The sequence below is a fragment of the Zobellia barbeyronii genome (assembly GCF_018603515.1).
GTDB lineage: Bacteria > Bacteroidota > Bacteroidia > Flavobacteriales > Flavobacteriaceae > Zobellia > Zobellia barbeyronii.
The window spans coordinates 544,303-567,627 of sequence record NZ_JACATN010000003.1 but is presented as its reverse complement, the minus strand read 5'-3'; the positions used below and the strand labels follow the sequence as shown (position 1 = coordinate 567,627).

The window sequence follows — 23,325 nt, the reverse complement described above, 5'->3', positions numbered from 1 at the left end:
CTATTTTATCAGGTTCGATAACTGGCTTTTTTGCACATTTTGTCGACTGCAATTAATTTTTGAATGCCCTATAAATAAAGGGTGCCATAGGATATTACCTCTTTCACACCTCATTTAGACCGTTTCACAACAAAAGTTGAAATCTAGGAGCTGCTTGCTCTTAATTTTATAAGTTCTTAATCTTTGATTAAGTGGTTTATAGAGATATGTTCAACGGCTAATTTTAACAATATTAACAAGAGATTTTCGTTAAAATAGTCCAACCAAGCAGCTTAGCATATGCACGTCAGACGAAAAAGAAATTCTACCTTTTTTGGAGAATACCCTAGATATTTCGGTTTTCTGCTATTATTCGTTTTATTTATGGGGCAGTCTTTGTGGGCACAACCTGCAAACGATGACATAGCTAATGCCACCCCTCTTTCTATTAATGGTTGTTCTGCAGATGCAGCATATAATACTTTAGATGCTACTCCTGATGGAACTATTGGCTCCTGTTGGCCAGGAGGCCCAAACGCTAATGTATGGTTCAGTTTTGTAGCAAGTGCCACTGGTACGGTACAAATAAATTTGGATCGTGGTACCATTGGTGGTGACATGACCGGAGATTTACGTTATGCTTTGATGGCCCTTTGGGATGCCACGGGTACAACGGAGATTGCTTGTAGTTCTTACACAGATGTCAGTGATGATATTTCCATATTACAAAGCGGACTTACCCCTGGTAATACTTATTTATTTTCGGTAGATAGGTATTACGGAACACCATCCGGAGCGGAAACTTTTAAATTATGTCTTAGCGATACACCTACAAATGATTATTTGGAAGGTGCCATAAATATAGATTCGTTTATGAACGGTTGTTCTGCCGATGCTGCTTACTCAACTTTGGGTGCATCTGCAGATAGAGTAGCAGGTTCATGTTGGGGTACAGGTCCAAATAGAAATGTTTGGTTTGAAGTTACCGCTCCAGCAACCGGAAATATTGAAGTAAAATTAGATACAGGCTCTGAAAAAGGAGCATTACAAACGGCATATTTAGCCCTTTGGGATAGTACCGGTACCAATGAGTTAGGTTGTAATAGCTACAGAATGGGGCGTGATTACGATGATATTTCCCTATTGGCAACGGGTTTAACCCCTGGAGATTCATATTATGTTTCCGTAGATAACCGATATATACATGCCTTCGATACCTTTTCGTTGTGTTTAAGCGATCAAGCCACAGATGATTATTATCAAGGAGCAACAGATGTAACTGGTTTCATAGGTGGTTGTTCTCCGGATGCTGCTTACACCACACTAGGTGCTACTTTTGATAAAGGTACTGGTTCATGTTGGTTAGACTTAGTAAACCATAACAAATGGTTCAGCTTTATAGCACCTTCATCTGGTAGAATAGAAGTAAACCTGGATAGAGGAGGCAGTAAGGGAACCCTTCGCCATGCTTATATGGCGCTATGGGAAGATGATGGTGAGACTGAGCTAGCATGTACTACGTATTCAGATCCAGAAGATGATTTAAGGCTTAGGCACTGGAGTCTTACCCCAGGAGAAACATATTACATAACAGTAGATAATAGATACATAACTACTACAGATACGTTTACACTTTGTTTAGATGCAATGAGTGGTCCGGACACTGACGGCGATGGAGTAGAAGACGGTTTAGATCTTGATGATGATAATGATGGAATTTATGATACTGTAGAAGGTTGTGAGAATACTGATATTTCCGGTACAGTTGGTATTGGTAATGCCATTTCTGATACAACGTATCCACTTGTTGGAACGGATGTTACCTATACAGTTAGCAAACCTGCGAGCACAAATATATATGCCTATGATGCTGGTGCAAATGGCCACGGAATTCGCATAGAAGGCCAAGCTGGAGACACAGGTAGTTTAACATCAACCTACAGCACGCCAATCGAAAACGTCTTTTTCAAAATGACGGATTTTGATAATAATACACAATATACCATTGAAATTTATGATGACAGTAATGTACTATACGATTTAGATTCGGAAGGCATTATTTTAGTTGGTTCGGGAATTACCCAAACAGGAAATGATTTTGCGGCCGGTTCTGTTAATTCAGATGGAAACGACCCTGCGGATGACATGAATGGGGCTATTTATTTTTACTTTGAAAGACCGGTAAGTCGTATCGTCTTAACTTTTAATCATCCTTCAAACTCATCAACACGATTTATACAACCTACATATTGCCTTAAAGATTTTGATAATGATGGTATCACTGACCATAAAGATTTAGATAGTGATGATGATGGTATTCCTGATAATATAGAAGGACAGACAACTTTAGGATATACTGCTCCCAATGCGGATACCGCAGCTACTTATCGTACCAATTCTGGGGTAAATACAGCCTATTTAGGAGGCGTTACACCAGAAAACACGGATGCTACAGACAATCCAGATTATTTAGATATAGATTCTGATAATGAAGGAGGGAACGACACCTTAGAGGCAGCAATCACCTTATCGGGTAACGATGTTGATAATGATGGTCTTGATGATGCTACTGATTCAGATTTAACTGGTTATTCAGATCCAGGTGGAACAATAGATGATCCTACAGCAACACCGGTTCAACTTCCAGATGAAGATGATGACGTAAATACTGGTGGAGACTTAGATTATAGAGATGACACAGATGACAGACCGTTTATTATAATTGATGATGTTTCTGGCGTAGAAGGAACTAATTTAACCTTTACAATTACCTCTTCGCAAGCTATTCCGCAAGATGTTGTTTTTGATATTAATTATACCAATATCACAACTATTAATGCAGATTATAGTGGTCCGACTACAATTACGTTACCAGCAAATACAACTAGTGTAACATTTAATGTTGCAGCTATAGATGATAATTGGGTAGAGGCTAATCAATCATTTGATGCAGTCATAACTAACCCTGCTGGTATAGTAGATATTAGTGACCCAGAAGGTAGAGGTACTATTCTTGATACAGATGTAGCTCATGTAGTTGGAGGTAATTTTGATATTACTGAAGGAGGTACAATACAATACAGATTGTTTTTATCAACAAGTACTAACGGAAGTGGCCAACAGTATGTTGGTATTGAAGATGCTTATAATGTAGACTTTTTACTTGAAGAAAGACCTTCTTCAAGTAATCCAGCTACAGAAGTTTTGGATTTCAGCAGCCTTAGTGTAACGGTAACTTTTCCAGCTAATTCAGTTGCTGGTACAGAAATTTTTATTCCTGTTCCTACTTTAGATGATTCAATTATAGAACCAACTGAAGAATTTAGCGGTGTTAAATCGCGCAATGCAGCAGAAGCAACTAAATATGGTTCCGGACCTTCTAGGGTAAGTATAAATACTGAAAAATCAGCATTAAGAATCCTTGACAATGAGCCACAACCGGATACGGATAACGATACCGTTCCTGATTATGTTGATTTGGATGATGATAACGATGGTATCTTAGATACAGACGAAAATATTTGCGGTAATATTATAACGGGACAAAATATGAGTTCCAATCTAAATACCCTGCAAAACGCTAATACCATGCTGCAAGCTGGTATTAAATATGTATTGGATATTGAAAATGTTTCTACAGGTGGTATTCTTACAGGAGTAGCTGTTGATGGTCCTTTTATAGGGCAAACGATTAATATTTATTTAACCAACACAACTAGTGGAGGGGCAACTCTTAATGGTGCAACGGCAGTCTATAATTCTGACTTCACCTATAATGCCGGTGATTCTGCGGTAACAGGTGGTTTGGTAAATAGAGGGTTTTATGTTTTCTACGGTATTATTGATGCAAACGGGAATGGCACATATGAAGACGGTGTAGATGAATTATTAGGTCCCGTAGATCCTTTAGTGCCAAACAGTATTTCTGTATCAACTACCACCGGACCTTTATATTTCTATTATAATGATGGAATTTATGGAGATAATTTAGCGAGTGTAGACTACGGTATAAAAGTAGAAAACTGCGATACAGATGGAGATGGTGTACCGAATTCATTAGATTTAGATTCAGATAATGACGGAATTTTTGATGTAATCGAATCAGGTCATTTACAACTAGATTCTGATAATGACGGCAAAATAGATGGTTTACCGGCAGATTTTGGTGCCAATGGTTTGTTTAGTGCAGTGGAATCTGATGATAGTCAGGCGGCTACTGCTACCTATACCATTGCAGAAAGTACAGATGATGCAGATACTATTGTAAACTTTTTAGATTTAGATAGTGATGGAGATGGCTTGCCAGATAATGTAGAAGCGCAGACAACTACAGGTTATATACTTCCAAACGGAACTGTAGATGCCAATGGCGTTGATACAGCATATCCTTCAGGTATTGTGCCAACTAACACAGATGGTACGGACAATCCAGATTATTTAGATACGGATTCTGATAACGAAGGAGCGGATGATACTACAGAGGCCAACATCACCTTAACAGGTAACGATATTGATAATGATGGTTTAGATGATGCTACGGATGCCACAACAGATTATACAGATACTAGTGGTACTATAGATAACCCATTAAATTTCCCAGTTGTTCTACCAGATGTAGATTTAGATGCAAATTCAGGTGGCGATGTAGATTTTAGAGATGCTACAGATAATAGAACCGATACCGATAATGATGGGGTTGCAGATGCCGTAGATATAGATGATGATAATGATGGTATTAAGGATATAGACGAATTCGCATGTACGGCGACAACAAGTATAGTCCGTTGGGATCATAACACAACCAATTCAGGACCAACTATTCAAAGTACGGCTATTGTAGCTTCGGCTGGTAATGAAATTACAGGTTCAGGTATTACAATTTCGGGTTATTCTGGTACGGCAGTTCAAATAGAGAATATAGATGCGCTTAATTTGGCAGAGTCTATTGCTATGAATGAATATTTGGAATATTCGTTTACTACAGTTGGTACCTTAGCTAATAACTATATCATAACCCAATTAAGGGAATATAGTACCTCATCGGCACATCATCATAAGTGGGCCAGTATTATTTCAGAAGATAATTTTACCACACAACAATCTTTAGCTCAAAACTTGTTTACCACGGGTAATGGAGCAATTATACACGATGTACAATTTGACCCTATATCATTAAAGCCATCTACTACTTATACGGTTAGAGTTTATTTTTATGATAAACAGGCACCAGTAAGTTCTATTTCATCATTTGATGATTTTGGACTTGATGTTTGTACTTCGCCTATAGATTCTGATGGAGACGGAAATGAGAATCATTTAGATTTAGATTCGGATAATGACGGTATTCCAGATAATGTGGAAGCTCAAACAACAATTGGTTACGTCGCTCCAAGCGGAGTAGATTCAGACGGCAACGGTTTGGATGATGCTTATGAAACTTCTCCAGGTTTAGGAGAAGGAATAACGCCAACAAATACAGACGGTACAGACAACCCAGATTATTTAGATGACGATTCTGATAACGAAGGTGCTGATGATACCACAGAAGCCAGTATTATCTTAACAGGAAATGATGCAGACAATGATGGGTTAGATGATGCCGCAGATACTACAGCAGACTATACAGATGTTGGCGGTACCATAGATGATCCACTAACAGCACCAATTGTACTTCCAGATGTAGATAATGATGCTTCTTCTGGCGGTGATGTTAATTTCAGGGATGCGAATGATGACAGGCCGGATAATGATAATGATGGTATTGTAGATGAGGTAGACATGGACGATGATAATGATGGTATACCTGATATTGAAGAATGTCTTGGTGAGAATCCATCTATGTTAACTTACACCATCGGTTCTGGCCAAACCATTACAAATGCATCGTACGGTTTAAGTGTTACTTCTACAGGTCACCCAATTATTGGAGTAGGAGTTAACGGTATTGGAATGGAAGAAGATGCTCCTGGTCATGAATTTACTTTTGCAGAACCAGTTGGTCGTCTTTCTTTTACCTTAGGGAATGTACATCCAAATAATGAAATTGGAGATTTCCAACTTACGTTGGCAGATGGTACTATAGTTCAAAATGCAGATTTTACGGTAACACATGACCCTGCAGAGGATGTTTATGATTATCAATCTAGAGAGGATAGCGGCAATGCAGATTATGCAATCCATTTAGTAAAAAGAGTAGGAGCTCCATATCCTGCAGGAATAAGATATGTAGATAACGGGCCAGGTACTGGTCAATCTTGGGGAATTCTTCTTTTTGAAGGGTATGAACTAAATCCAATTGTAAAAATAGCTTTTAGCCAAAATACAGGTCCTAATCTTGGTATGTTAGGTGATTTTGCATCGCTTAGACCAGTAGACTGTGATACAGATGGAGATGGAGTATTTAATTATTTTGACCTTGACAGTGATAACGACGGTATTTTTGATGCCGTAGAAGTTGGTCATGGCCAAGCTCATACAAACGGTATTGTAGATGGTACAACAGGTGCTGATGGTATTCCTGATAATGTACAATCTGTTATAGATGATAGACAAGTTAACTATGCATTTTCAGAAAGCACAGAGGATGCAGATACTATTTATGACTTCTTGGATTTGGATAGTGATGGTGATCTTATTCCGGATAATATGGAGGCACAAACAACAGTAGGTTATATTCTTCCAACAGGAACTGTAGATGCTAATGGTGTGGATACGGCTTATACTTCAGGAATTGTTCCTACGAATACAGATGGTATAGATAATCCAGATTATTTAGATATTGATTCGGATAATGATGGGGTCAGTGATACAACCGAGGCACGTTTTAGACCAACTGGTGTAGATAGTGATAATGACGGTTTAGATGATGCTACGGATGCTACATCAGATTACACAGATGTTGGTGGAATTATTGATAATCCATTAACAGCTCCTGAAATTTTACCAGATGTTGATTCAGATGCAACTACAGGTGGTGATGTTGATTTTAGAGATCTTACAGATGATAGACCGGACAATGATAATGACGGTATAGTAGATGATGCAGATTTAGATGATGATAATGATGGTATTCTTGATACAGATGAAGGTTGTGGTAATTTCATTATAAACGGCTCTTTTGAGCAAGATGATTTCAGAGATCCAGTAGCTTTTCCTGACGGATTTACTGGTGCCAACGGAACTTTTATCGGTACAACTTATAATACCAATACGTTATCTGCTTGGAACTATACACAAAACTTAGATGGTTGGGTAAATAGTGGTTCATTTGGTGCAGGTGCTTTTGCTCCTGCCATTAATGGTTCTCAATATATAGATATCGTTGGAAACAATAATGTTACAGGTGGCGTATCTAATGAGTTGACACAAACAGTAGATTTAATAGTCGGAGAAAGTTATACTTTCTCATTTTACTGGGGTGAAGATATCGGACATCTAAGCGGTCAGACCGTAACCTTAGAGTTTGATATTACAGATTCTAGCAGCGTTGCCCTTTTGGACGAAACCTTAACAACGGTAGCAACCGGTGAAGTAGGTGGTTATACAGGTCCAAAAAATTGGTTTTATGAGGAACGTACTTTTGTAGCAACTACGACACAAATAACGGTACGGTTTTCGGCTCAACCTTTCGCAACAAATACCAGTTCTGGGGCAGCATTAGATATGGTTAGCCTTAAGTATAGTAATTCGGGAGCATGCAGAGATACAGACAACGATGGTATTTATGATGCTTTTGATTTGGATAGTGATAATGATGGTATTTATGATGCTGTTGAGGCAGGTCATGGTCAAGCATATACAAATGGTATTCTAGATGGAGTTACAGGTACGGATGGTATTCCAGATAGTGTTCAATCTATTGCAGATAATAGGGCTGTAAACTATACCTTATCAGAAAGTGCAGGAGATACGGATACTATTTTTGATTTCATAGATTTAGATAGTGATGGAGATGGTATTCCAGATAATGTAGAAGCGCAGACAACAATTGGTTATATTTCTCCAACCGGAAGTATAGATGCCAATGGTGTTGATACGGCTTATACTTTAGGTCTTGTTCCAACGAATACAGATGGCGCGGACAATCCAGATTATTTAGATACGGATTCAGATAATGAAGGTGCCAATGATACCATGGAAGCCAACATAATTTTAACAGGTATTGATTCTGATAATGATGGTTTAGATGATGCAACAGATGCAACAACAGATTATTCTGATGTAGGTGGTACAATAGATAACCCATTAACCGGAACTGTAATTTTACCGGATAACGACTCAGATGCAACTACTGGTGGCGATGTAGATTATAGAGATGATAATACTATATTATTGCCTTTTTCTTGTGATGAAAGCTTGTATTTAAGTCAGCATGAAACAGCTACGGCAACTACATTTTATGATTTAGAATCGTCAACAAATCCTTTCACAATTTCTTCAGTTGGAGATAACTCGCACGGTATTCAATACAATGCCATGGGATATAATCCAATAGATGATTTTATTTATGGAATAGAAGAAAACAGTAATACGCTAATTAAGATAGCCTCTAATGGAGCAACAATTAGATTGGGAGCTATTACAGGATTACCAAGTGGTTTATACTCTTCAGGAGAAATAGATGACAGCGGTAATTATTATGTGCAGTTAGATGGTCCTTCTTCAATTGTTTATCAAATAGATATTCTTACGCAAACAGCAACGGTTATAAACTTAGACCAGACCATCGTTGCAAATGATTTTGCATATAGCATTACAGATAATCTAATTTATTCTGTGCAGCAAACAGGAGCAAATGCTGGAGCGTTGATTACTATTGATATAACAACGGGAACGGTAAGTACTATAGGAAGTACCAATAGCTTAACTTTATTTGGAGCTATGTACGCCAGTAGTACGGGTGAAATTTATGGTAATCTAAACACAGGAGGGTTCTATCAGTTTGATATCCTAACCGGAGAGCGGACGTTAATTTCATCGTCTAGTGCGGCATTGCATAACGATGGTGCCCATTGTGTAACATCAACTATAATTTTTGAAGCCAATCTTTCGGTTACAAAAACAAATGGAACTACAACTTATGTTCCTGGAACGGATACAACATATACAATTGTGGCCAGTAATAATGGTCCGTTTGGTGTGCAGGGAGCCTCGGTAACAGATACGCCAACTGGAATACCAGCGGCAAATATTTCTTATACAGCTGTAGCTTCTTCAGGAAGTGTTACTACAGTTTCTGGAACGCAAACAGGAGTTATAAATGACTTGGTTAGCTTACCGGTTGGAGGTACTATTACCTACACGATTACGGTTAGCATTCCATCAACTTTTACGGGAGATTTAACCAACACGGTGGTTATAGGGAATCCTATAAATTCAACTGACCCAGATACAACAGATAATTCTGCAACTGATATTGACACACTAAATAATCCCGATGTAACTATTGATGATGCAAGTGCTATAGAGGGTGATAATGTTTCCTTTCCGGTAACTTTAAGTAATGCTAGTGCAACAGATATTACGTTGACTTTTACATTGACCAATGGTACGGCAGATGATGCAGATTATACCACCACAGATATTCAAGTGACAATTCCGGCTGGCACAACAACTATTAATGTAGATGTACCAACTACGGACGATACTATTGATGAATCTGATGAAGATTTTATAATAGCAATTGCTAGTGTAGATGCAGGTACAGTTGGCGATACATCGGATACCGCAACAGGTACTATTATAGATAACGATGGTTCACCAACAATAATCATAGACGATGCAAGTGCTATAGAAGGTAACAATATTTCCTTTCCGGTAACTTTAAGTAATGCCAGCACAACAGATATCACCCTAACATTCACTTTTACCAACGGTAGGGCAGATGATGAGGATTATACCAATACCAATATTCAAGCAACTATTCCGGCAGGTACAACTACAATTAATATAGATATACCAACTACGGACGATACTTTTGATGAAGTAGATGAAGACTTTACGATATCAATATTAAGTGTAGATGCAGGTACAGTAGGTGATACATCAGATACGGCAATTGGGACTATTATTGATGATGATGACAGCCTTGATATAGATAGTGACAATGATGGAATTATTGATAGTATTGAGGATTTAAATGCAGATGGAGATAATGACCCATCTACTAATCCTACAGACTCAGACGGTGACGCATATCCAGATTATTTAGATATTGATAGTGACAATGACGGTATACCAGATAATGTCGAAGCACAGACTACAGCTGGTTATATTGAACCAAATCTTGTGGATGCTAATAATAATGGATTAGACGACGCCTATGAAAGCGGGACAGACTTAGGTTTGGTTCCTGTAAATACAGATGGCGAAGATCAACCAGATTATTTGGACCTAGATAGTGATAATGATAATGTTCCAGATGCAATAGAGGCGCACGATCAAAACCAGGATGGTATTGCAGATGTTACGTTCATTGGTTCGGATAAAGATAATGATGGACTTGATGATGGTTATGAAGGCCTACAGGCTATAGATGACGATGTAAACGATGAAATAGATAATCCGTTTGCAATGCTTCCAAATACGGACGGTGACGATGAATTAGATTATCGTGATACGGATGATGATAATGACGGAATACCAACGCTTGAAGAAGATACGAATTCAGATGGTAATTATGCAAACGATGATGAAAACAACAACGGTATCCCTAACTATTTAGAAGAACCGTATATAGAGGTTGAGGTATTTAATGTGGTAACCCCTAACGGAGATGGTGCGCATGATACATTAATAATAACAGGTCTTGACGTTAGGCCTAATAACAATATCCAGATTTATAATAGATGGGGAATATTGATTTTCAGCACAGAATCGTATGATTCGTTAACCAACTATTTTAATGGATATTCATCAGCGAGACTTACAGCAGGAAAAAATGAAAGACTGCCAAGCGGAACCTATTTTTATATTTTAAATTATGAAGATACAACAGGAGATAGCAAGACACTTTCAGGTTATATCTATCTTAACTAATGTTAGCTTTTAAATAATACTTAAACAAAAACCTCTGAGCTTTAATTCAGGGGTTTTCTGTTTTTAAAAAGGTAGGAATTAGTAGTTCTATAACTATATTTTATTACGCTGTTGGCATGATACTAATGTAAAGGTGCTATTTTTGTAATTGAAGAACATCTTTATTCCCTCTAAAGAAAAATATTAGTATTGAAAGAAGAAGAAGTAATCTTGGTAGACCAAGACAATAATCAAATAGGTACGATGCCTAAAATGGAAGCACACGAGAAGGCTGTGCTCCACCGTGCATTTTCTGTTTTTGTAATGAACGACAAGGGTGAAACCATGTTGCAGCAAAGAGCATCGCACAAATACCATTCTCCTCAACTTTGGACCAATACCTGTTGCAGCCACCAACGTGTGGGCGAAAGTAATATACAGGCGGGAAAAAGAAGGCTACAAGAAGAGATGGGTTTTGTAACGGAACTTAAAGAATTGTTCTCTTTTATATACAAAGCGCCTTTTGACAATGGTCTTACGGAACATGAGCTAGACCACGTAATGATGGGTAGCTATATTGGTGAACCACAAATTAATCCTGATGAGGTAGCAGATTGGAAATGGATGAAACCCGCAGATATCAAAAAAGATATTGCCGAAAATCCGGATACCTACACTGCTTGGTTCAAGATTATTTTTGAAAAATTTTATGATCACATAGGCCAAAACGCAACTGAAGATGAAAGTAAAGGTTAGTAGAAAGGCCCATTTTAACGCCGCCCACCGTTTGTATAACAAAGGTTGGAGCGATGATAAAAACACCAAGGTCTTCGGAAAGTGTAATAACCCCAACTACCATGGTCACAATTATGAGTTAATTGTGAGTGTTACCGGTGAAATAGACCCAGAGACTGGTTTTGTAATGGATATGAAAGTCTTAAAAGATTTGATAGAGGAAAAAGTAGAAGATGCTTTGGACCATAAAAATCTAAATGTTGAGGTTCCAGAATTTAAAGACCTAAACCCAACTGCAGAGAATATATCTATTGTTATTTGGAAAAAATTACGACCACACATCAACGAAAAGCACGAGCTTGAAGTTGTTTTATATGAAACTCCCCGAAATTTTGTAACCTTTTCTGGTTAGAACTAAAAAATAAATAACCATAAACAAACGCTATGCATCCCTTAAAATTCAATCCTATTTTAAAAGAGCGCCTTTGGGGCGGAACTAAACTCAAAGATGTTTTGGGTAAGCCTATTGAAAATGATATTACTGGCGAAAGCTGGGAACTCTCAACTGTTCCAGGTGATATTTCTGTGGTTTCCAACGGAGATTTAGCGGGAGCTTCACTACAAGACCTTATAGAAAAAGACCCAGAGAGTGTATTGGGTAAGAGCGTTTATAAACGTTTTGGAACCGATTTTCCAATTCTAATCAAGTTTATTGATGCTAAACAGGACTTATCTATTCAGTTACACCCTAATGATGAATTGGCTAAAAAGCGTCATAATTCATTCGGAAAAACTGAAATGTGGTATGTTATGGATGCTGATGATGATGCTAGCTTAATAGTAGGTTTCAACAAAGATGTTAGCAAAGAGGAGTATGCAAAGAGTATCGAAAATGATACGCTTCTAGACCTTTTGAACTATGAAAAGGTAAAAGAGGGAGATACGTTTTTTATCAATACAGGAAAAATTCATGCCATAGGGGCTGGGGTTCTTTTGGCGGAAATCCAACAGACATCAGATGTTACCTATCGTGTGTTTGATTTTAACAGAAAAGACAAAAACGGAAATCTTAGAGAGTTGCATACGGAGCAAGCGTTGGATGCAATTGATTATAATAAGAAAGACGATTTTAAAGTCGAGTATAAAAACGATAAGAATACCGTGAATGATATGGTAGACTGTCCGTATTTCAAAACTGACTTCTTAGATCTAAATTCAGGTTTAACGCAAGATGTAACTAATCGTGATTCGTTCACTATTTTTATGTGTGTAGGCGGTTCGGCTACTATAGCTAATGAAAACGGTTCAGTAGAAATTAAAAAGGGAGAAACTACGCTTTTACCTGCTGCATCCAATACTATTAAAATTACAACTCAAGGGGCTAAGCTCTTAGAAGTAACCATTTAAAGGGTGAAATTGCGTTTTGGGATAAATATTTTCTATACAAATTGATTATAAATAGCGTATTTTTGCGTAAAATTTATTGATAATGGCAAGTGTAAAAGAATTAAAGAAGGATATTAATAATGTCTTAGGTGACATCATTGAAGCGGTATACATAGTAGAGGCTGCAAATGCTGACCAAGAATCTAAAGAAGGAGCAAAAGTAATTGATGAAGCTATCGAGACTTTTGACAGCCTTATTCAGAAAGTGAACCAAAGAGGTGTTGATAACAGAAAGAAACACTTAAACGATGTTCGTAAAGAATTGGAAACAAAGGCTACTGGTCTTGTTGAAAAGGTGAACAAATTAGGTTAAGCCTTCTGAGAACTAAATTAAAAAGCCCGCAATTGCGGGCTTTTTTACTTTTTAATAGTTTCTAAATACGTTTTTAATTGCTTGCCGTATTTGGAGTCCGATACTTCCGGAGATAATACATTGTAAATAGAATCTAGATACTTCACATTAGCATCAGGTACTTCATTTAATGCTATATAAGGAGCTATATATGAGTTCTTGTTATTAATTGCGTAGTTTACAGAGAAAGCATAACCACGTTGTAAATTTCGGTCACTCAACGTTTGAACAGAGTCTAGTTGCAATGAATCCAAAACATTATTAGGGTCATTCGCCATTTGAACAATTTCTAAGGTCTTCATATTAAACCGAGACATTGTTTTTCTGTATTCTTCCAATTTTTCTTGACTTTCAGAGCCTGTTATTTCTGCATTGGTATCAAAAGTGTTCCAAGATGTATTTATGGTAATCGTACCAGGTTCACCAAAAAAGGTAATACGGTCGTTTAAATCACTAGCATCTTTTTTATTTAAGTAGAGGTAGAAAATCTCTGGACTTTCAAGTTCTGTTGTGAAAGTAAAATTCCCATTACCCTCTATTTGCAAAGAATCTATGGTAGTCAAAACCGAGTCGGGCACGTGCTGAAGGTAGAGTGTACCTTTTTTAAGACCTTTTACATTTCCGGTAACGGTCATGGTGTTTTTGGTTTCGCCTCCACAAGAAAGCAATAGAATAGAAATGGCACTTAAAAGAAATATGTTTTTCATGTATAGTTTTTGGTGGCGCAAATATCTGTAATTTTTTTGGTTTCCTTTAGAAGCTATTTTTGAAATTGCTGAATGATTAGCAAATAGTACTCTATTTTTGTGTTGATTTTACGAAAGAAAACAGCTCGGATTACGACTAATAAGAGTCATGGTTCTGCAAATAATTTTATATCTTTTCAATTATCGAATTTTTTTAAATGGGTAGCATATGAACGTCGAAAACGAAAAATGGATAGCAGCTATTGCTTCCGCAGATTATGTAAAGAATGGTATGTTAGTGGGCTTGGGTTCAGGTTCTACTGCAGCGTTTATGATAGCTGAACTGGGTAAAAGAGTTGCAGGCGGACTCATAATGAAAGGCATACCGTCCTCAGATGCTACCGCCAAATTGGCTAAACAAGCCGGTATATCTTTAATCTCTTTAGATGATGCGGGAACGATGGATATTAATATTGATGGAGCCGATGAGTTTGATCCTAAATTTCAGCTGATAAAAGGTGGAGGAGGAGCATTGCTCAGAGAAAAAATATTGGCCCATAATTCAAGGTTTAACATCATTATTGCAGATTCAGGTAAAAAGGTAGACCGTTTAGGAAAATTCAAACTACCTGTGGAAACCATACCTTTTGCTACAGAAATTATTATTTCTGAATTGCATAATATGGATTTGAAACCACAATTACGCATGAAGAATAATGAGGTATATAAGACCGACGAGAATAATTGCATAATAGATGTCGATATTTTTAAAAAAGATGATTTACAGGAACTGAACAATCATCTCATTCAAATCCCAGGTGTGGTGGAAACCGGACTTTTCTTAACCTCTACGGATATTGTTTTAATGGGGCAAGGGAACAAGGTTGTTACCTTTAAAAAGTAACCGCTCTATTTTTTGAGGAGAGGTGAAAAAATTACAAAAAAAAGAAATAGATGAAATTCAACATACAAGAGACTTTTAATAAAGAATTGCCGGCCGATCCTATCATGGAGAATAGCAGAAGACAGGTTGAAAAAGCCTGCTTTTCATATGCTACTCCTAAGCAGACGGCCAATCCAAGTATGGTTCATGTATCGCCAGAAATGGCCAACGAACTGGGCTTTTCCAAAGAAGATACTCAAAGCGAAGAATTTCTAAAAATCTTTACGGGTAATAAAGTTATAGACGGAACCACTCCGTATGCCATGTGCTATGGCGGTCACCAGTTTGGTAACTGGGCCGGGCAGTTGGGAGATGGTAGAGCTATTAACTTAACGGAAATAGAACATAACGGAAAACACTGGGCACTGCAATTAAAAGGTGCTGGTGAAACGCCATATTCCAGAACTGCAGACGGACTTGCAGTTTTGCGTTCGTCCATTCGGGAATATTTGTGCAGTGAGGCCATGTACCATTTGGGCGTTCCTACAACACGCGCGTTATCATTAGCGTTAACTGGTGATCAAGTACTTCGTGATGTACTTTATAACGGGAATGCCGCTTATGAGAAAGGGGCAGTCGTTAGCCGGATTGCACCTTCTTTTCTCCGTTTCGGAAACTATCAGATTTTTGCTGCGCGGGAAGATACCGCAACCATGAGAACGTTGGTGGATTATACTTTAAAACACTTTTTTCCAGAGTTAGGGGAGCCTTCCAAAGAAACGTATGCTCAATTTTTTCAAGCTGTGGCAGATGCTACTTTGGAGATGTTGGTACACTGGCAACGTGTAGGTTTTGTGCACGGCGTTATGAATACAGACAATCTTAGCATTCTAGGTTTGACCATAGATTACGGCCCTTACGGTTGGTTAGAAGGTTATGACCACGGATGGACGCCAAATACTACAGATCGCCAGCATAGTAGATACCGGTACGGGAATCAGCCTAATATTGGGTTGTGGAATTTATACCAATTGGCCAATGCTATTTTTCCGTTGATAGAAGAAGCGGAACCTTTGGAGAATGTTTTGGAAGGATTTAAAACGAAGTTCGAGGAGAAGTATTTGGATATGATGAAGTCTAAAATTGGACTTTATGAAAAGGATGATTTGGACCAACAATTGCTGAATGATTTAGAAGAAAACCTACAGCTTACGGAAACCGACATGACTTTGTTCTTTCGGAATTTAGCTGAGTTTGAAAAGGACTCCAATGATGTAGATTCGTTTCTGAAAATTGTTGAGGATGCTTTCTATACTCCAGATGAAGTAACGGGAGAAGTGTTAGATAAATGGACGCTTTGGTTTACAACTTATCAAACTCGATTGAAAAAAGAAACTCTTTCAGACGCGGATAGAAAGGAAAAAATGAATAAGGTGAATCCTAAATATGTGCTGCGTAATTACATGGCGCAATTGGCGATTGATGAAGCTGATAAAGGGGATTATGCTCTAATTGATGAATTGTTTGTACTGTTGAAAAAACCGTATGGTGAGCAACCAGAGAATGAAAAATGGTTTGCCAAACGTCCGGATTGGGCGCGTAACAAAGTAGGTTGCTCCATGTTGTCTTGTAGTTCGTAAAATGAAATTTATGGCAGAGAATACATCTAAAACCCAAATTGGGTTGGGTATGGCCGCTTTGGGCCGTCCGGAATATATAAATATTGATGCTGGCAACAGGGATAAGTCTGAAGTTGCTTTTAGGGCCAATGCCTTAAAAGTGTTGGATGAGGCCTATGAGAAAGGCGTACGTTATTTTGATACCGCTCCGTCTTACGGAAAAGGCGAAGAATTTTTGAAAGCTTGGCACAATAGCCGGAAACATACAGATGTAGTCCTAGGAACCAAATGGGGCTATACCTATGTTGCCAATTGGGAACTGGGCTATGATGGTCCTCATGAAGTAAAAGAACACTCTCTGGAGAAGCTAACGGAGCAATGGCAAGTTTCTAAGGAACTGCTTCCCTCTTTGGAATACTATCAAATTCATTCCGCGACTTTTGAAAGTGGCGTGCTTCAGAATAAACCAGTATTAGAAAAATTGCTGGACATAAAAAGAACGACTGGACTTAAAATTGGGATGTCTACAAGTGGCCCTAATCAAAAAGAAGTTATAGAAAATGCACTCCAGATAAGAATAGATGGCGAGGTAGTTTTTGATAGTTTTCAAGTTACCTTCAATATGCTGGAACAAGCGGTTTTGCCTGTTTTACGAGATATAAAATTACAAGGTAAAAAACTTATAGTCAAAGAAGCTATGGCAAACGGGCGAGTTTTTAAAAATGAAAAATATCCTCAATACCAGTCTTTATATGCTACGTTACAAACTTTGGCGAAAAGGTATGAAGTAGGCGTGGATGCCATTGCCTTAAGATATGTTATGGATGCTATTCAACCCGACTATGTTCTGAGCGGAGCGGCAGATATTAATCAGTTGGAACAAAATTTAAAAGCGAATTCCTTCACTTTAAATGAAGAAGAACTAGCAGAACTTACCAAGGCAAAAGTAAACTCCAAAGTATATTGGGAGGAACGCAGTCAGTTGAGTTGGGGTTAGATTTACTTTTTTTAATATATCTTAATTCACCTATAAAGCCGAAGCAACCTCCATCAAATACGCACAAAGCAGTGCGCCACCAGTACCTACTACATAACCAAAAACAGCTAGAAGCACCCCAACGGAAGTCAACGATGGGTGAAATTCGGCAGCTACAACGGGAGCCGAAGCGGCACCGCCTACATTTGCCTGGCTACCTACGGCTAAGAAGAAGAAGGGAGCCTTTATAAGTTTTGCTACGAGAATCAATAGGGCGGCATGAATGGATATCCATATAAAACCAATGGCAATCAAGCCAGGGTTTTCAAGCACTTTTCCAAGGTCCATTTTCATACCTATGGTCGCTACAAGAAGATAAATGAACATGCCGCCAATTTTACTGGCACCTGCACCTTCGTAATTTTTAGCTTTGGTAAATGACAGTGCTATGCCAACTGCTGTGGCAATAACAACCATCCAAAAGAAACTGGAGCCCAAGAAAGACAGAAAGCTTTTTTGATCACGGACGCTTTCAAAAGAGTTCGTTAGCATATCACTAATATGATTACCAAAGAAATGCGCAATACCCGTTGCAGCAAACGCAAAGCAGAGCATCATCATATAATCTTTTATGGTAGGTACACGGGTTATTTTTTCGGAAAAGGCGGTCACCTTTACCTTTAGGGTTTCAATTGCGGAAGTATCGGCTTTAAGCCATTTGTCAATTTGTTTGGTACGGCCAACACCCAATAGAATAATAGCCATCCAGATATTGGCAACAACAATGTCTACCAATACCATAGCACCATATTTTTCAGGATTGTATTTAAAGATTTCATACATGGCAGCTTGGTTAGCTCCACCACCAATCCAACTACCGGCAATGGTAGAAAGTCCTCTCCATATAGCATCAAAATCATTTCCACCTACGGTATCCGGGGAAAAAATAGAGACTATTAAAATAGCAATTGGTCCCCCAATAATAATCCCTACACTACCCGTTAAAAACATAATCAAGGCCTTTGAGCCTAAGTTAGCTATTGCTTTTAAGTCGATACTCAAGGTCATGAGCACTAAAGCAGCAGGCAGCAAGTACCTACTTGCAACATAGTAAAGACTAGAAGTGTGGGTGATTACTTCTCCAGCATCATTTAAAGTCTCCCATTTTTCAGCAACAATACCTGTAGAGGCAAGTATACCAGGTAGTAGGTAACACATGAGCACGCCAGGCACAATACCGTAGAATTTGCTCCAAAAGCCAGTATTCTTAGATGAGCCATAAAAAATGAAGCCTAGGCAGAGGGCCAGAAGTCCAAAAACAACAGTATCATCGGTTATTAGCGGAGCGGGTAGAAGCGGTTCGGTCATATAATTTTCGGGTACTTTTTCTCAAATATAATCAAATTACCAGATGCTTTTTAATATAGTCTGCCACACCATTTTCTGTATTGGTTAGGGTTACGGCATCGGCAACAGCTTTCACTTCTTCGCGGGCGTTACCAACGGCTACACCATGACCACTGTGTTGTAGCATATCAATATCATTATAATTATCCCCAAAAGAGATTACATGCTCAAGGGATTCACCTTCTTGTAATAATGATTTTATAGCAGATAATTTTGAAACGGATTTAGGGGCCACTTCAATTAAAGTATCATTAGAGCGATATAGGTTGAGGTGTTCACCCAATTTTTCTTCTAAAGCAGGGTAAAGGATATCAGCACTTTCTTTAGTGCTCATGAGCATTATCTTGTGCGCCCCAATTTCGCGACCTTTCCAATCGGAAAGAGTTTCTGGTGTAGGTCTAAAAACAGGAGAGGTCTTGGTGTATCTAACCTCTTTTTGAACGCGTTCAGAATCTACTTCTACATACCATTCATTTTTATAGTACAAACCGAGTTGGGTATTGTTGGCTTCTGCCAGCTCATATATTTGCTGGAGATGCTGCGTGCCAATATGTACGGAAGAAAGTTCTTTGTCTCCATCAAGTATCAAGGCGCCATTGTAACAAATAATAGGTTGTTCTTCAATAGCCAGGTCTTTTTGCAAATAGGTCATAGCACTAGGCATACGAGCTGATACTAAAATGACTTTTAAATGTGATTTAATGCGATCAATTTCGGCAATTGTAAGTTCGGAAACATCGCTTTTTGTGGTTAATAACGTACCATCTAAGTCGGAGCAGAGTATTTTATAATTCAAAGGGTTTAGTTTTATTTAAGATTTTAAATATGCTTTTTATTATGCTTCATCTCTTTCAAGAACAGCTTTTAAACTTTGTAATTCCATACACACTACACTTATAACACGCCATCCTTTTTGTGCCAACGCATTGAGTTCAATCTCAAATTCGGCGTCATTATTTTTTAAAAGCCCATTTTTTTGAGTAACAATTTTATATTCTTTCATGACTTACAAGTTTAGATTTATTTAAAAATAAGGCTTTAGCCAGAATTCCCTTTCCTGAAAGCTTTAGTCTTTTTCTTATCCGGATTTTTAAACAAGCGTTTAAAGAAGCCATCGCGTTTTACGGGTTCACAGTCTAGCATCTCTAAAGTAGCTGGATTGGGGCGTTTAAACTGTGCTTGGGTAATTTCATTATAGTATGGATGTTTGTTCATTTCCTGCATCCACTTGGCAAAAATAGGGAGTGCAGCATTTGCCCCTTGTCCCAAACTTGTGCTTCTAAATCCAATTTCATGATTGTCTAGTCCAACCCAAGTTACATGAATCAATTTTGGCATAATTGCCACAAACCAGGCATCTTTATTGTTTTGTGTAGTTCCGGTTTTACCAGCAATGGCATTGTTCAGTTTATAGGTTGTACGGATTCTAGAGGCGGTACCCTTATCAATAGTACCTTTCATCATTTCCACCATAATTTGCCTTGTTTCTTCAGAAAAAGCCGTTGTTTTAGCTCTTTTTGGTTCAAATTTGGTTAAAACGGAGTCTTTTCTATCCGTAATCTTTTCAATGAGGTAGGGAAGAACGGCTTTTCCATTATTCACATAACTGGCATATGCGCCAGCTAGTTCATTCAGATAAATTTCTCCGGTACCCAATGCTAATGACGGCTGCTCAGGTAATTTTGAGAAAATACCCATGTTTTTTGCCATGGTTATGACGTTTTGAATTCCCGCTTTTTCTAAAACTTTTACCGCTACCGTATTTACGGAATGGCTTAGTGCCTCTTCCATAGAATAGTTAAGATAAGCCTCGTCTTTTTTACCGGAGTTACTGGGTGTCCATCCTTTTAAATTCTCATATTCAACTTCTTCAGCAGAGAAATAGGTACAAGGCAAAGTGCCCGTTTCCAAAGCAGCGGTATAAACAATAGGCTTAAAGGTAGAACCTACCTGGCGTTTGCTTTGTGCAACATGGTCGTATTTAAAATGTTCAAAATCTACACCACCTATCCAAGTTTTTACAGCACCTGTTTTTGGGTCCAGTGCTAAAGAACCGGTATTCAAAATTTTCATGTAATGAGCAATACTATCTATGGAGCTACCTTTTAGGGTCTTCTCGCCATCCCAATCCGTTAGGACTAATTCTTTTTTTAAACTAAGGGAATCCATGATTTGCTGGTGTTCCAAGCCTTGTTTTTTAAGCTTCTTATAAACATCCGAATTTTTGACCACTTTCTCAATCAGCTTTTTATTCTTTAGCCATGGTGCATTTTTTCCATAGCTTTTTTCAAAACTACTTTGCAACGATTTCATATGACCCTGCATTGCTTCTTCTGCCCAGAATTGCATATTATAATCTAAGGTGGTATATACTTTTAGACCGGAAGTGTAGATGTTATATTCATTTCCTTCTTCCTTCTGCTTGTCATTCCATTTTAGTAATTGCTTTCTAACCTCTTCCCTAAAATAAGGCGCTAAACCAGAGTTGTTGTCAAAGTCCCGATAATCCAGTTTTGTTGGAATATCCGTTAGGCTATCTTTCTGTTCTGCGGAAATAAAATCGTTATTCGCCATAGCAAGAAGTACCAAGTTTCTTCGGGTAAGGCTCTTCTCTGGAAATATACGAGGGTTATAGCCGTAGGTTGCTTTTAGCATTCCTATCAGCACGGCACCTTGCTCTACCGTAAGGTCTTTGGCTTGTTTATTGAAAAATTTAAGGGAAGCACTCTCAATCCCAAAAGTATTATCGCCAAAGGAAACCGTATTTAGGTAGTTGGTAAGAATTTCATCTTTGGAGTAAATGTCTTCCAGGCGGGAAGCAATGAACATCTCCTTTATTTTATCGACTACAATATTTGCCTTTTTTCTATCCCTTCGAGGATATAAGTTTTTAGCAAGCTGTTGTGTTAAGGTACTTCCTCCACCAGCAGATTGATCTTGCATCAGCACTGTTTTAACGGCTACACGTCCTAAACTTTGGTAGTCAATACCGGTATGCTCGTAAAAGCGTTCATCTTCTATGGCCACCAAGGCGTTCAGTACATTTTTAGGAATGGCCTCAAAAGCAATGGGCTGCCTATCAAATAAATAAAACTTGCCAATAAGCACACTGTCTGCTGTGTACACTTCTGAAGCTCTTTGGTATTGGAAGTCAGAGAGCTCTTCTTTGCCTGGTAGTTTGCCCCAAGCTCCCCAGTAAATACTGAGAATAAATACAAAGAAGAATACCGCAAAGGCGATTGCGGCAAGTAAAATATATCTTAAATATGAGGGCTTTATTCTTTTTAAAATCAAATCGATGAATTTTGTGAGTGCAATATCAAATTAAAAAATGAAACACTTGAGTTTCTTAACAATAGATTAAACTTCAATTTTCTACTTTTGCGGCTAAATTTATTTCATGCGAAAAATAGTATTCTTTCTGTTCTTAATAACAACACTTTCTAACGCAAACGATGAAGAATGGTCAAAAACCGGACACCGTACCGTTGGTGAAGTAGCACAACACCATCTTTCAAAAAAAGCAAAGAAGGCTCTTAAAAAATTACTGAACGGAGAGAGCTTAGCTTATGTATCTACGTTTGCAGATGATATAAAGGCCGACAGGGCTTTCAAAGAATTTAGTGCTTGGCATTATGTGAATATTCCTGAAGGAAAAGATTACGCAGATATTGAACCTAGTAAAAATGGAGACCTTATTATAGGTATCAATAAATGCATTGAGATTATTAAAGATGAGAACAGCAAAAAGGAAGACAAAGTCTTTTACCTAAAAATGTTAGTGCATTTAATTGGTGATCTTCACCAGCCAATGCACGTTGGCCGTTATGAAGATAAAGGGGGTAATGATATTCAGTTGCAGTGGTTCAATGAGGGCACCAATCTGCATAGGCTTTGGGATTCTAATATGATTAATTCATATGGAATGAGTTATACGGAATTGGCATCTAGTCTTCCAGAACTTTCAAAAGAACAAGTAAAGTTTATTCAACAAGGTACTGTTATAGAATGGGTTGAAGAATCTCAAGAAATTGCAGGTAAGTTGTATGATTCCGTAGAAGCGGGAGAGAAATTATATTACCGCTACAGTTATGATTGGTGGGGTACTGTTGAAAATCAACTACAAAAAGGCGGTTTGCGCTTAGCTAAGGTTTTGAATGAACTTTTCTAAACCGTCAATTACCATTTATCAAAAAAACGCTAACGTTCAACGAATCATTATACAT

The 23,325-nt window shown here is 38.0% G+C and carries 14 protein-coding genes; 9 read left to right on the top strand and 5 right to left on the bottom strand.

The window, feature by feature from the left end:
• The first annotated feature begins 279 nt into the window (after positions 1 to 279).
• From HW347_RS10965 to HW347_RS10945, 5 genes are all read left to right on the top strand, one after another.
• The gene (locus HW347_RS10965; RefSeq protein ID WP_214611910.1) at positions 280 to 11,016 is read left to right on the top strand and encodes a DUF6923 family protein; all 10,737 of its coding nucleotides are present in this window, start codon (positions 280 to 282) and stop codon (positions 11,014 to 11,016) included.
• Positions 11,017 to 11,205: 189 nt separating this feature from the next.
• Positions 11,206 to 11,751, top strand: coding sequence for an isopentenyl-diphosphate Delta-isomerase (gene idi / locus HW347_RS10960; RefSeq protein WP_155597498.1), 546 nt, complete (start codon positions 11,206 to 11,208; stop codon positions 11,749 to 11,751).
• The gene (locus tag HW347_RS10955) at positions 11,735 to 12,142 is read left to right on the top strand and encodes a 6-pyruvoyl trahydropterin synthase family protein (protein WP_155597497.1); all 408 of its coding nucleotides are present in this window, start codon (positions 11,735 to 11,737) and stop codon (positions 12,140 to 12,142) included. Before idi ends, HW347_RS10955 begins: the two co-directional genes overlap by 17 nt.
• Before the next feature lie 32 nt (positions 12,143 to 12,174).
• Positions 12,175 to 13,137, top strand: a complete 963-nt coding sequence (locus tag HW347_RS10950; RefSeq protein WP_214611909.1) for a type I phosphomannose isomerase catalytic subunit — start codon at positions 12,175 to 12,177, stop codon at positions 13,135 to 13,137.
• Between the two features lie 82 nt (positions 13,138 to 13,219).
• On the top strand, positions 13,220 to 13,489 hold the full coding sequence (locus tag HW347_RS10945; protein ID WP_155597495.1) for a hypothetical protein: 270 nt from the start codon (positions 13,220 to 13,222) through the stop codon (positions 13,487 to 13,489).
• Positions 13,490 to 13,533: 44 nt separating this feature from the next.
• On the opposite strand, the gene HW347_RS10940 is transcribed toward HW347_RS10945, so the two are convergent.
• Positions 13,534 to 14,235 (bottom strand): DUF4369 domain-containing protein, encoded by a 702-nt coding sequence (locus tag HW347_RS10940; RefSeq protein ID WP_214611908.1) that lies wholly within the window; start codon positions 14,233 to 14,235, stop codon positions 13,534 to 13,536.
• A gap of 208 nt (positions 14,236 to 14,443) precedes the next feature.
• Between HW347_RS10940 and rpiA the strand changes: the two genes are divergently transcribed.
• From rpiA to HW347_RS10925, 3 genes are read left to right on the top strand one after another with little or no spacing between them, the layout of a single operon-like run.
• Entirely contained in the window at positions 14,444 to 15,118 is a 675-nt protein-coding gene (gene rpiA / locus HW347_RS10935) for a ribose-5-phosphate isomerase RpiA (protein ID WP_214611907.1), read from the top strand.
• Between the two features lie 50 nt (positions 15,119 to 15,168).
• Positions 15,169 to 16,737 carry a protein adenylyltransferase SelO gene (locus HW347_RS10930; RefSeq protein WP_214611906.1) on the top strand — a complete coding sequence of 523 codons (1,569 nt, stop codon included), beginning with the start codon at positions 15,169 to 15,171 and terminating at the stop codon, positions 16,735 to 16,737.
• A 10-nt stretch (positions 16,738 to 16,747) separates the two neighbouring features.
• Complete coding sequence (locus HW347_RS10925) at positions 16,748 to 17,713, top strand: aldo/keto reductase (RefSeq protein ID WP_214611905.1); 966 nt, start codon at positions 16,748 to 16,750, stop codon at positions 17,711 to 17,713.
• A 30-nt stretch (positions 17,714 to 17,743) separates the two neighbouring features.
• Here the strand turns inward: HW347_RS10925 and HW347_RS10920 are convergent, their stop codons facing one another.
• Genes HW347_RS10920 through HW347_RS10905 form a run of 4 tightly spaced genes read right to left on the bottom strand, consistent with a single transcriptional unit; the run spans position 17,744 to position 22,393 of the window.
• The gene (locus HW347_RS10920) at positions 17,744 to 19,060 is read right to left on the bottom strand and encodes a DUF819 family protein (RefSeq protein ID WP_214611904.1); all 1,317 of its coding nucleotides are present in this window, start codon (positions 19,058 to 19,060) and stop codon (positions 17,744 to 17,746) included.
• A 31-nt stretch (positions 19,061 to 19,091) separates the two neighbouring features.
• On the bottom strand, positions 19,092 to 19,895 hold the full coding sequence (locus HW347_RS10915; protein WP_214611903.1) for a Cof-type HAD-IIB family hydrolase: 804 nt from the start codon (positions 19,893 to 19,895) through the stop codon (positions 19,092 to 19,094).
• A gap of 39 nt (positions 19,896 to 19,934) precedes the next feature.
• Positions 19,935 to 20,102: a DUF4177 domain-containing protein gene (locus HW347_RS10910; RefSeq protein WP_214611902.1), complete on the bottom strand. Its 168-nt coding sequence runs from the start codon at positions 20,100 to 20,102 to the stop codon at positions 19,935 to 19,937.
• 35 nt (positions 20,103 to 20,137) lie between these two features.
• Entirely contained in the window at positions 20,138 to 22,393 is a 2,256-nt protein-coding gene (locus tag HW347_RS10905) for a transglycosylase domain-containing protein (RefSeq protein WP_214611901.1), read from the bottom strand.
• 106 nt (positions 22,394 to 22,499) lie between these two features.
• On the opposite strand from HW347_RS10905, the gene HW347_RS10900 reads away from it, so the two are divergent.
• Positions 22,500 to 23,270 carry a S1/P1 nuclease gene (locus HW347_RS10900; RefSeq protein WP_214611900.1) on the top strand — a complete coding sequence of 257 codons (771 nt, stop codon included), beginning with the start codon at positions 22,500 to 22,502 and terminating at the stop codon, positions 23,268 to 23,270.
• Positions 23,271 to 23,325: the final 55 nt, after the last annotated feature.

What these genes read in the sequence shown, in the direction of transcription:
- HW347_RS10965 (WP_214611910.1), top strand. Translation starts at nt 280, where the DNA reads ATGCACGTCAGACGAAAAAGAAATTCTACCTTTTTTGGAGAATACCCT.
- HW347_RS10955 (WP_155597497.1), top strand. Translation starts at nt 11,735, where the DNA reads ATGAAAGTAAAGGTTAGTAGAAAGGCCCATTTTAACGCCGCCCACCGT.
- HW347_RS10950 (WP_214611909.1), top strand. Translation starts at nt 12,175, where the DNA reads ATGCATCCCTTAAAATTCAATCCTATTTTAAAAGAGCGCCTTTGGGGC.
- HW347_RS10945 (WP_155597495.1), top strand. Translation starts at nt 13,220, where the DNA reads ATGGCAAGTGTAAAAGAATTAAAGAAGGATATTAATAATGTCTTAGGT.
- HW347_RS10940 (WP_214611908.1), bottom strand. Translation starts at nt 14,235, where the DNA reads ATGAAAAACATATTTCTTTTAAGTGCCATTTCTATTCTATTGCTTTCT.
- rpiA (WP_214611907.1), top strand. Translation starts at nt 14,444, where the DNA reads ATGAACGTCGAAAACGAAAAATGGATAGCAGCTATTGCTTCCGCAGAT.
- HW347_RS10930 (WP_214611906.1), top strand. Translation starts at nt 15,169, where the DNA reads ATGAAATTCAACATACAAGAGACTTTTAATAAAGAATTGCCGGCCGAT.
- HW347_RS10925 (WP_214611905.1), top strand. Translation starts at nt 16,748, where the DNA reads ATGGCAGAGAATACATCTAAAACCCAAATTGGGTTGGGTATGGCCGCT.
- HW347_RS10920 (WP_214611904.1), bottom strand. Translation starts at nt 19,060, where the DNA reads ATGACCGAACCGCTTCTACCCGCTCCGCTAATAACCGATGATACTGTT.
- HW347_RS10910 (WP_214611902.1), bottom strand. Translation starts at nt 20,102, where the DNA reads ATGAAAGAATATAAAATTGTTACTCAAAAAAATGGGCTTTTAAAAAAT.
- HW347_RS10900 (WP_214611900.1), top strand. Translation starts at nt 22,500, where the DNA reads ATGCGAAAAATAGTATTCTTTCTGTTCTTAATAACAACACTTTCTAAC.